The sequence below is a fragment of the Photorhabdus heterorhabditis genome (assembly GCF_001280945.1).
GTDB classification, from domain to species: Bacteria; Pseudomonadota; Gammaproteobacteria; order Enterobacterales; family Enterobacteriaceae; genus Photorhabdus; species Photorhabdus heterorhabditis.
This window is the reverse complement of record NZ_LJCS01000014.1, coordinates 66,601-78,143: the sequence shown is the minus strand read 5'-3', so window position 1 is coordinate 78,143 and position 11,543 is coordinate 66,601. Positions and strand designations below refer to the sequence as shown.

Genomic DNA, 11,543 nt, shown 5'->3' with positions numbered 1-11,543 from the left:
CAGATTGTCTGATTAATTGTTAAAGAGCAGGCCACCTTAAAATTTGATATTCTCGGTCAGCCGGGCTGCGTATATTACGCTTTTTGCCCGCAGAGTCAAGCGCTTATTTGCGCTCCCCTGCCCAACCCCACACGTTTTCTTAGCGTTGTGTCGGTCAGTGGTGGCGCATTATAGGGCGTTCTTCGGCGCTGGCAAGTGTTTATTTGAAAAAAGTTAACGACAGCTGATTATTTCGGCAAATTTAACTTAAGTCGCCAGCTGTTCTAGTTTTGAGAATCCATATACCTGCAAAACGGGGATTAATGCATCAGTATCAATATTCATTTTCATACAATAAGCAAGACTATCTACTGAAGTACAAACCAAGTTTTCTTGATGCTTAACCAGCCATGCCGTTCTTCGGGCAATGGCGGCGCCAGAGTCAATTAAGCGTGTACCATTAGGTAATATTTGAACTAGTTCTTCTGCCAATAGTGGAAAATGAGTACAACCCAATACTACCGTATCGGGTGGTTCTTTCATTCTGAGCCAAGGTTTCAATATTCTTTTTAAAGTGTCGAAAGAAACCTCACCACCATGCAATTTAACTTCAGCCAATTCTACCAATTCAGCAGAGCCTATAGATTCAATCCGGCAATCTGTCGCAAATCTTTCGATCAATTCTTTTGTATAGACGCGATTAACTGTCGCTCTAGTAGCCAACAATCCAATAATTCTATTACGGGTTAACTTTGCCGCGGGTTTTATTGCCGGAACCACTCCAACCACTGGGAAACCGAACCGTTCGCGCAGAGCTGGCAAACTAACTGTACTTGCTGTGTTGCACGCAATAACGACTATTGCCAATGGGTGTTTTTTCTGAACAGCGTCAACAATTTTAACGACTCGTTCAACAATAAATTCTTCCGACTTCTCACCGTAAGGGAATGCTTCATTATCAAAAACATACATATAGTGGAGATCCGGTAGTAATTGCCGGATCTCTTGGTAAACAGATAAGCCACCTACACCAGAGTCAAATATTAAAACTGTCGGACGGGCGAATTTATTCAAATCAGAAGTTATAGCTCCCAGTGAGGTAGTATTCACGTCCTGGAGTGCGATAGCCATAAACTGTCTCGTAATCTTTATCAAGCAGGTTGGCTATTCTACCACGAATTGTTAAGTGAGAGGTGACCGGATATGAAACAGCTAAATCCCAGAAGCTAACACCACCTAATTTCACTTTTTGAGCGGGATATGTACTGAAATCGTTATCATAACGCTGCCCCAGATATTGATAGGTTAACCCCCAATCAAAATCATATAACTGCCAGTCAAGTTGATATTTCACTTGTTGCTTCGCACGACGAGTTAAAATTTCATTAGTTTCACTATTACGTGGCTCAATATATTGTAATGTCAGTTGATGCTGGAATATGCCGGTATCCATTGATCCTGTCCACTCAACACCTTTAATTCTTACTTTGCCAATATTGTGGTAGTGACTATTTGTATAATCGATCAATTGCTCAATATCATTACGATATACAGAAAGACGCCAACTCAGCAAGCCAGCTACACCTTCAATACCACCTTCCCATTGTTTACTTTCTTCGGGTTTCAAATCGTGATTTCCACCAAAACCATACATCTGACTTAGCGTCGGCGCTTTAAACGCCGTGCCATAAGAAACAATCAAACGATAACCTTCAATAAACTCCCAGCCTGCACTGGTTTGCCATGTAGTATTCCAGCCAGCTTCTGAATGTTTATCTGAACGAATGGCACCTTCTAGAACCAAATCTTTTAATTGCTGCTGTGCTGTCAGATATATTCCTGTATTACGTACCGTTTCACTCGTCGGAATATAACTTGTTCCTGCGTCTATGGACTGTTTTTGAAAATCTACACCAGTACTCACCATTCCCTGATATAACTGAAAAGTATTTCCCCATTGCAGGTTATATTGTTCAGAATCACCCAGAGTAGCGGACTTGTCATAGCGTCCATATTTAGGATCAAAGTCATAGTCTTTTATATAATCATAACTTGTGATTAGTTGGGACGAATAACTCCCTTGGTTAAATCGGATTCCTACGTCATAGTGACGGCTATAAAGTTCACGGGTATCCGGCCTGGCATATGGATAATTCCAGTTAACATCGGCATCATAAGATGTTCTATTATCATAGCCATAAGTACGGGCAAATCCGCTGAATTGCTCATTAAATTTTTGCTCTATTCCCAACCAGAGCATTTTACTCATAAAACCATCACGGTCAGGTTGTCTGAAACCACCGGTATTACCAGCAGAAACAACATCATATCCTTTAGTATAAGTATAGCTAGCTGCTGCTGTCATGACAGTATTTTCGGCCAACTTTCGCTGGGTTGCGCCCTCATAAATCTGGTAACCATGTGAGCCGATACTTACGTTGAGGTTAGTTCCCGGTTTCTCTCTGGTCGTAATGATATTGATAACACCACCAATCGCATCAGAGCCATAAACAGCTGAACGAGGTCCACGGATATACTCAATTTTCTGAACCAATGATATAGGTATTTGGCTTAAATCAGAGGAACCACTGACACCGGCCTGATTTAGACGTATTCCGTCCATCAGCACCAATACATGACGAGAGTCAGTACCGCGGATAAATAGAGAACTAAGCTGCCCGATGCCACCATTTCGCGCAATATCAACACCAGGCAGGCGGCGTAAGATATCGGCTACGCTATTTGACTGCCAACGCTCAATTTCATCTCGAGTTACAACAGTATAAGGAGCCAGTATGCTTGAAACAGGCTGTTTAAACCTACTTGCCGTAACAACCAATGAATCCTGCCGCCCCTCCGCAACAGAGGAATGATTCCAACCGGAGATCACCACGATTGAAACAACGGATAATAAAAATCGGTTTTTATTTATCATGAGAGAAAACATCCCACAATTTATTGTTAGAAGGACACGCTACGACGAAGCATTGAACCTATTCATAATAGTAAGCATAGACAAGATCATGCATGAGTAAATAAGAAAACTGGACATCCTTTGTTCTTTCCCTACAATTTCGCACGAAAATTTTTCTTACTACAGATATAAGAGAACAAACATAATGCAAAATCCCCTGCCAACGGAAAGTTATGAACAACAACTTACAGAGAAAGTAAGCCGCTTAAAAAGCATGATGGCGTCTTTCCAGACCCCGGAGCCAGAGGTTTTCCGTTCACCAGTATCTCATTACAGAATGCGGGCAGAATTTCGTATTTGGCATGAGCAGGATGATTTGTACCACATTATGTTTGAGCAACAAACGAAACAGCGCATTCGCATTACTCAATTCCCTGTTGCTAGTAACTTAATCAACAAAATGATGGAAGTATTAATTGACTCCATTAGGTCTGAACAAACCCTGCGCTATAAGCTATTTCAGATTGATTATCTATCCACTTGCAGTAATAAAATCCTCGTTTCTCTGCTGTATCACAAGAAATTGGGTGACGAATGGACACAACAAGCATTAAAACTACGTAATGAGTTAAGAAATAAAGGGTTTGATGTCGAACTCATTGGCAGAACAGCTAAAACTAAAATCATATTGAATCATGATTATATTGATGAAGTTTTACCTGTTGCAGGTCGGAAAATGATCTACCGCCAAGTGGAAAACAGTTTCACCCAGCCAAATGCTAGCGTCAATATTCATATGCTCGAATGGGCAATTGATATTACCAAAGGTTCAAAAGGCGATTTACTTGAACTTTACTGCGGTAATGGCAATTTTTCTCTGGCGCTAGCTCAAAATTTTGAAAGAGTACTAGCAACAGAAATTGCTAAGCCATCTGTTGCAGCAGCTCAATATAATATCGCGGCCAACAATATTGATAATGTGCAAATTATCCGCATGTCAGCCGAAGAATTTACTCAAGCAATGAATGGCGAACGCGAATTTAATCGTCTTAAAGGTATCGATTTGAAAAGCTATCAATGTGAAACCATTTTTGTCGATCCACCACGTAGCGGCCTTGATAAAAAAACCGTTGAAATGGTCCAGGCATATCCGCGAATTCTTTATATTTCCTGCAACCCGGAAACTCTTTGCCACAACCTAGAAACATTAACCCAAACGCATAAAATCAGTCGCGTAGCTCTATTCGACCAGTTCCCTTATACACATCATATGGAATGTGGCGTACTTTTGGAAAAATTAAGTTAATATTTAGCTGCTATATAAAACAAAAGCGCCGCAAATATTTTTCATCCTTGCGGCACTTTTGACCAACTAATCGCAACCTTCCACAATTGCCTGGTTTTTACGGATTTTGACTTTTCTATAAATCCAGAACACCAATACGGTACCAATTACCGCAGGTAGAAAATTAGAACCAATTTCAGGATATTCAACCCTGATAATTGCACTATAACTAAATAATCCTAACAGGAAGCAGGCGACAACCAACTTAGGCATCCCATCTGGCATTGAGTAATTCAAATAGCGCTGATGGAGACAGTAAATTGATAAAACCAGTGTTATCAGTGGGAAAACTGAAAAAGAAACAACTGAGCTAAAAACTGCTGAAAACGTTCCATTAGTTGCTAATCCGACAATCAAAGCAAGTAACAATGTACTTTTGTCCTGGCGGTATTGTTCCATCATTTCGTTCTCCTTCTTCATAGTTATTTAAGTTTAGGGTCCGGTGGATTCATTTCTCTGCGATACCAATAATATGCACCTTTAGCAATCATCCGTAGTTGCAAGACTAAACGTTCTTCCAAACGCTGTCTTTTCTCCAAATCAATATCCAGTGCTTCTGCACCTGCACTGAATACTATTGTTACCATTGCCTCTGCCTGCACTTCAGTAAAATGTCTCGGCATATGACTTTCCTGCTCCAAATAGTCTGCCAGCTCAGCAATAAAATGTTGGATTTCCCGTGCTACAGCGGCCCGGAATTCAGCAGAAGTACCTGAGCGCTCACGTAATAATAATCGGAATGCGTTTGGATTATTACCAATAAATTCCATAAAAGTTGAAACAGAAGTACGGATGACGCTGCCACCTTTAGCAATACGTTGCCGGGCTTGCCTCATTAACTGACGTAGCATCAAGCCACTCTCATCAACCATAGTCAGTCCCAATTCATCAACGTCACGGAAATGACGATAAAATGACGTTGGCGCAATACCTGCTTCACGGGCAACTTCACGCAAGCTAAGGCTGGTAAAACTCCTTTCAGCACTCAGTTGACTGAATGCAGCTTCGATCAATGAACGGCGGGTTTTTTCTTTCTGTTTCGCTCTGACGCCAGTAATGTTACTCACACGAATCCTGATATCTCTGTCTGAATATAATCAAATTTTATGATGATACTCTTATCATGTCACTGATACTGATCTGTTTCACCATGAAACTGCGACACTAAATCTTTATGGCGTTTGGGTTATTAAGTCAACCAATGTTAATATGGCGTTGTAACTTTGTGTAAAAACAGGTCTTTCCTCTATGCAACATATTCATTTTGACGCCATTGTCATTGGCTCCGGCCCCGGAGGGGAAGGAGCAGCAATGGGACTGGTGAAACAGGGTAAAAGCGTTGCAGTTATTGAACGCTATAATAATGTCGGAGGTGGTTGTACTCATTGGGGTACTATCCCGTCCAAAGCCCTCCGCCACGCTGTCAGCCGTATTATAGAATTTAACCAAAATCCGCTGTACAGTGATAACTCCCGCATTCTTCGTTCTTCATTTGCCGAAATCTTACGCCGTGCCGAAATTGTCATCAATCAGCAAACTAAAATGCGTCAGGGATTTTACGAGCGCAACGGGTGCCGTATGTTTTCCGGGGAAGCCACTTTTATCGATGAACATCGGGTAAGTGTGCGTTATGCCGATGATAACTACGATATCTTAAGTGCAGATAAGATTATTATCGCAACAGGTTCCCGCCCCTATTGCCCACCAGATGTTGATTTCACACATTCACGTATTTATAACAGTGATTCAATTCTGAAACTGGATCATGAACCACGGCATGTCATTATTTATGGCGCTGGGGTGATTGGTTGTGAATATGCTTCAATTTTCCGTGGATTAGGCGTGAAAGTTGATTTAATCAATACCCGTGACTACTTGCTGGCTTTCCTTGATCAAGAAATGTCAGACGCACTTTCCTACCATTTCTGGAATAGCGGTGTTGTGATCCGTCACAATGAAGAATATTCTAAAATTGAAGGGGTTGATGATGGTGTTATTGTTCATCTCAAATCCGGTAAAAAAGTCAAAGCTGATTGTCTACTTTATGCTAACGGTCGAACAGGCAATACCGATACTTTAGGACTGAAAAATGTGGGCCTGGAAGCAGATAGCCGTGGTTTATTAAAGGTCAATAAGATCTATCAAACCAACAACGAAAATATCTATGCCGTAGGAGATGTTATCGGTTATCCAAGCCTGGCATCCGCCGCTTATGATCAGGGCCGAATTGCCGCTCAAGCGATGACCAAAGGCAGTGCAGAGGCTCATCTAATTGAAGATATTCCAACAGGTATCTATACCATTCCTGAAATCAGCTCTGTAGGAAAAACAGAACAACAATTAACTGCGATGAAAGTGCCTTACGAAGTTGGGCGCGCACAATTTAAACATCTTGCGCGCGCTCAAATTGCAGGGATGAACGTAGGAAGTTTGAAAATATTGTTTCACAGAGAAACAAAAGAGATTCTTGGAATTCACTGCTTCGGGGAGCGTGCTGCTGAAATCATTCATATCGGTCAGGCTATTATGGAACAAAAAGGTGAAAGTAATACTATCGAATATTTCGTCAATACTACTTTCAACTATCCAACCATGGCTGAAGCCTATCGTGTCGCTGCCTTGAATGGCCTGAACCGGCTATTTTGATTGCCCGTAACAAGCATTCATTTTAGCTTTAATCGCCTCTGCCAATTGCTCATAGCGACTACGCAGAGGTGAGCCAGGGCGATAAATCAAAATGACAGACCGTTTAGGTTCAGGGTTGCTACATTTCAGATAACAGACACCATCACGTTTTCTCTCCTGCGGAACTGCTAAGTCAGGCAATAACGTAATTCCACTACCAGCAGCAACCATATTACGCAGAGTTTCCAAGCTGGTTGCACGGAAATGGGTATCTTCTTTCGCTCCAGCCTGAAAACAGAAACCCATTGCCTGATCGCGCAAACAATGACCATCTTCTAGCATCAACAATTTCTCACCGGCCAATTCATCCATAGAGACTTTTTCTCGATCTGCCCAGAGATGACCATCATAGATTGCTAATTTCATGAGTTCTTCAAACAGCGGAACTTCAATGAAAGCTTCCGTCTCCTTAACCATAGCCAGAATCGCACAATCCAATTTGCCACTATGTAACTGGCCTAACAGGCTTTGCGTCTGAGCTTCATGCAGATACATTTCCAGCTTAGGGAACAAATAATGCAGCTCAGGAATAATATGGGGTAACAGATATGGGCCAATTGTCGGGATCAAACCAATATGCAGAGGGCCAGACATATTTTCCCCCTGAAGTGACGCCATTTCCTGCAAGATCTTAACCTCACGGAGAACCGTTTTAGCTTGTTCCACTAATAACATCCCTTGCTGAGTGAACAAAACCTTGCGGCTGGTACGCTCCAATAGCATTACACCTAGCTCATCCTCGAGCTTACGAATTTGCCCGCTCAACGTAGGTTGGCTGACGTGGCAAGAATCGGCAGCATGGCGAAAGTGCCGATGCTCCGCAAGAGCCACAAGATATTCCAGATCACGGATATTCATTCCCAACCTCAACATATTTAATATAAGTGATAGAAACTACCAATAAATAATTATATCAATGTGAGGAAAAGACTATCAGATAATCCTTAAAAACTTATATGTAAAGATCTTATTTATTTTTACAGGAGATATATTCATACCCCCTGCTGGCTATTACTGATCTAGTTTCAACCTCTGTTTAGCATCTGAAATCGCTTTCATGACCTGTCTTCGTGATACGCCACCTTTTGCAAGGCGCTTATCCAGACAAGATTGCAGAGACAAAATATCGTATACATCTTCAGTAATTGTACGGCTGAATTTCTGCAACTCTACTAATGACAACGCTTCCAGTGCTTCCCCTTGAGCAAGCGCCATAACCACGATTTCCCCGACAATATGGTGGGCTTCACGGAATGGAACACCTTTTACGACCAAATAATCAGCCAGTTCGGTTGCGTTGGCATAGCCTTGTTTAGCTGCTTCTTCACAACGTGAACGCCTCACCTGTATGCCATCCAACACCAGCGCAGCCATATGCAAGCAACCCAACCAAGTGTCTAACGCATCGAACAACCCCTCTTTGTCCTCCTGCATATCTTTATTATAGGCAAGTGGTAAGCCCTTCAAAGTCATCATCATACCAGTCAATGCACCTTGGACCCGGCCACATTTCCCACGAATTAACTCCAATGCATCTGGGTTTTTCTTCTGGGGCATCAGAGAAGAACCGGAAGTCACCCGATCGGACAGTTCAATAAACCCTGCTTCGCCACTGTTAAAGAAAATGAGGTCTTCAGCGAAACGAGAGAGGTGGATCATGCTGATGCTAGCATCAGATAACAATTCCAATACATGGTCACGATCTGAAACACTATCCAGGCTGTTACGGGTCGCAGAAGCAAAACCCAACCACGATGCAAGTTGTTCGCGGTCAATATCATAAGCAGTTCCTGCCAACGCTCCACATCCAAGCGGGCTAATATCCAGTCGTTTTAACGCATCCTGTAATCGGCTTTCATCACGAGCCAACATTTCTGTATAAGCTAGGCACCAGTGAGCAAATGTGACAGGCTGTGCTCTTTGCAGATGAGTATAGCCTGGCATCACCGCATCTTGATTATTCTCTGCGGTAATAACCAATGCCTGCTGTAATTCCACAATTGCATGATGAATATGCGTAATTTGCTTTTTACACCAAAGTTTTAAATCTGTCGCCACCTGATCATTACGGCTACGGCCAGTATGGAGCTTTTTACCCAAATCACCGACTTTGCTGATCAACTGCTCTTCCACCCAACTATGAATATCTTCTGCATTACTTTGCAAGATAGCTCGTGGATTAGCTTGCACTTCGTTTAGTAGCTCATTTAATGCCAGTTCCAGTTTTTGTTGTTCCTCAGCCGTCAGTACATCAACCGTTACCAACGCTTTTGACCATGCAACTGACCCCGTAATATCCTGTTCTACCAGCCGGTAATCAAAACGTAATGAATCGTTAAACTGTTTGAACTGTTGATCTGCTTCCTGACTGAAACGTCCACCCCAAAGTGCCATATTTTCGTTCCTGATTATCTGATGTCTGAGTGATTATTGCCTTTTTATAAACCGCAATTTCATTCACAAAGTGGAAATAATAGGCCAGAAGAGTCAACCCAAGGATGGATTCACAATCTGGCCATTATTCCCGTTACCATGGACGATGAACTTACTTCTTACTATTTAATGCCCTAATACGTGAAGGGAGAGAATACAGACGAATAAACCCTTCTGCATGGCTGTGATCATAGACTTCATCTTCACCAAACGTTGCAAATTCTTCAGAATAAAGGCTGTTTGCTGATTTCTTCTGGATAGCTGTCACCTGACCTTTATAGAGTTTCAGTACCACTTCACCGCTAACATCTGTTGCCAAAACTTCAGCAGCTGCTTGAATAGACTGACGCAACGGTGCAAACCAACGTCCGTCATAAACGACATAAGACATTTCCAATCCAAGTTGTTGACGCCATTTAAAACTATCACGGTCCAAAACCAATTGTTCGACACCACGCAACGCAGCCATCATGATAGTTCCTCCTGGAGTTTCATAACAGCCACGGGATTTCATACCTACCAAGCGATTTTCCACGATATCGATCCGACCGATACCATGTTTTGCACCTAAAATATTCAACTCCTCAAGGCATTGATATGGAGACAGTTCCTTACCATTAACCCCAACCACTTCGCCTTTCTCAATAGTGACGTTTACCAGCTCAGCTTCATTTGGTGCTTCTTCTGGCTCTACCGTCCATACCCAGCAATCTTTATTAGATGCATTCCAGGTACTTTCCAATACTCCACCTTCTGTAGAAATATGCCATGCATTCTCATCACGACTGTAGATCTTCTCTAATGTTGCTGTAGTCGGAATATCCCGCTCTTTCAAATAATCCAACAATGCTTCACGAGAACGTAAATCCCACTCTCTCCAAGGTGCTACCACTTTCAACTGGGGAGCTAATGCAGTATAAGTACTTTCAAATCGAACTTGATCGTTGCCCTTACCTGTTGCACCATGAGCCAGTGCATCTGCTCCCACTTGCAGCGCTAGTTCAACCTGTGCTTTAGCAATAATTGGCCGCGCCATTGAAGTTCCCAGTAAATAGCTACCTTCATACAACGCACCAGTTTTCAGTACCGGATAAACATAATCTTTGATGAACGCTTCACGTAGATCGACAACGTGACAGGCCGATGCACCAGAGCGCAGAGCTTTCTGCTCCACCCCCTCCAAGTCTTCACGGCTTTGGCCTACATCTGCGACAAAAGCGACAACTTCACAGTTGTCATAATGTTCTTTCAACCAAGGAATAATGGCAGAAGTATCCAAACCACCAGAATATGCGAGAACTATTTTCTTAATGTCTTTAGTATGCATGAAGTTACCCTTTGAAATTCCGTTGTTGTTCATCAGCAAAACCTTGCCGAAAATTAATCAAACTGATTTAAGCCAGAATACGAGTACCGACGGGAATACCGTTAAATAAAGCAGTCAGTTGGTCCGCATGACGCCAACTGGCGATATCTACTGGGCGACCTAATGTCCTAGCTGCATCTAGAGCTGCATTCACCTTCACAATCATGCCGTTAGTAATGATGCCTTGTATAATAAGTTGCTCTGCTTTTTGAGCATTCATGTCAGATATCTTCTGCCCTTTACCATCCAGAATCCCACTAACATCAGACAGCAGTACCAGATCAGCAGACAACGTTTGAGCTATCGCCGTCGCTGCTTGATCCGCATTCACATTCATCAGTTCCCCTTTATCAGTCACACCAATCGAACTGATAATCGGCATATAGCCAGCATCCAGCAAAATTTTCAGCAAGTTAGCATCACCTGGCATCGCTTTTCCTACATGCCCTAGCTCTTCACTCAGTTGGGAAACTGTGACTACATTACCATCGCCTAAATATAATCCAACTGATGCCAACTGATATTTAGTCGCCCACGACAGCAGAGTTTTATTGGCTGTACCTGCCAGTGCTCCAGTGATAATCCCAATTTGATCAGATGGTGTCACCCGCAATCCTAGCTCTTTCACCACGGGCAGTTGCAACTTCTGCATCATTTCATCTACCAGATAACCACCACCATGAACAATAACCAACTGACGTTTGTGTGTTTTCCGATACTCCTGTAATGCAGTAAATACACGTTCTAGTGCTTCTTCATTATCCAGTAACACGCCACCTAACTTTATGACTAAAGGTTCCATCTGCTCTACTCCCTCACGC

At 42.5% G+C, this 11,543-nt stretch carries 10 protein-coding genes; 2 read left to right on the top strand and 8 right to left on the bottom strand.

The features are described from left to right. Positions 1-246 precede the first annotated feature (246 nt). Together murI and btuB are read right to left on the bottom strand one after the other, a co-directional pair. Positions 247-1,110 (bottom strand): glutamate racemase, encoded by an 864-nt coding sequence (gene murI, locus AM629_RS07630; RefSeq protein ID WP_054477676.1) that lies wholly within the window; start codon positions 1,108-1,110, stop codon positions 247-249. Beyond that, complete coding sequence (btuB, locus tag AM629_RS07625; RefSeq protein ID WP_054477675.1) at positions 1,055-2,914, bottom strand: TonB-dependent vitamin B12 receptor BtuB; 1,860 nt, start codon at positions 2,912-2,914, stop codon at positions 1,055-1,057. Before btuB ends, murI begins: the two co-directional genes overlap by 56 nt. 184 nt (positions 2,915-3,098) lie before the next feature. On the opposite strand from btuB, the gene trmA reads away from it, so the two are divergent. Further along, entirely contained in the window at positions 3,099-4,199 is a 1,101-nt protein-coding gene (trmA, locus tag AM629_RS07620; protein WP_054477674.1) for a tRNA (uridine(54)-C5)-methyltransferase TrmA, read from the top strand. Between the two features lie 66 nt (positions 4,200-4,265). On the opposite strand, the gene AM629_RS07615 is transcribed toward trmA, so the two are convergent. After that, positions 4,266-4,637, bottom strand: coding sequence for a YijD family membrane protein (locus AM629_RS07615; RefSeq protein ID WP_054477683.1), 372 nt, complete (start codon positions 4,635-4,637; stop codon positions 4,266-4,268). 23 nt (positions 4,638-4,660) lie between these two features. Then, complete coding sequence (fabR, locus tag AM629_RS07610; RefSeq protein WP_166304736.1) at positions 4,661-5,296, bottom strand: HTH-type transcriptional repressor FabR; 636 nt, start codon at positions 5,294-5,296, stop codon at positions 4,661-4,663. Between the two features lie 190 nt (positions 5,297-5,486). Between fabR and sthA the strand changes: the two genes are divergently transcribed. Next, positions 5,487-6,884: a Si-specific NAD(P)(+) transhydrogenase gene (gene sthA / locus AM629_RS07605; RefSeq protein WP_054477669.1), complete on the top strand. Its 1,398-nt coding sequence runs from the start codon at positions 5,487-5,489 to the stop codon at positions 6,882-6,884. Here sthA and oxyR read toward each other — a convergent pair. The 4 genes from oxyR to argB form a co-directional block, all read right to left on the bottom strand. After that, positions 6,876-7,781 carry a DNA-binding transcriptional regulator OxyR gene (gene oxyR / locus AM629_RS07600; protein WP_054477667.1) on the bottom strand — a complete coding sequence of 302 codons (906 nt, stop codon included), beginning with the start codon at positions 7,779-7,781 and terminating at the stop codon, positions 6,876-6,878. The genes sthA and oxyR overlap by 9 nt on opposite strands. 153 nt (positions 7,782-7,934) lie before the next feature. Further along, positions 7,935-9,317: an argininosuccinate lyase gene (gene argH, locus AM629_RS07595; RefSeq protein WP_054477665.1), complete on the bottom strand. Its 1,383-nt coding sequence runs from the start codon at positions 9,315-9,317 to the stop codon at positions 7,935-7,937. A gap of 151 nt (positions 9,318-9,468) precedes the next feature. After that, positions 9,469-10,683, bottom strand: a complete 1,215-nt coding sequence (locus AM629_RS07590; protein WP_054477663.1) for an argininosuccinate synthase — start codon at positions 10,681-10,683, stop codon at positions 9,469-9,471. Between the two features lie 67 nt (positions 10,684-10,750). Beyond that, positions 10,751-11,524, bottom strand: coding sequence for an acetylglutamate kinase (argB, locus tag AM629_RS07585; protein ID WP_054477662.1), 774 nt, complete (start codon positions 11,522-11,524; stop codon positions 10,751-10,753). Between the last annotated feature and the right edge of the window lie 19 nt (positions 11,525-11,543).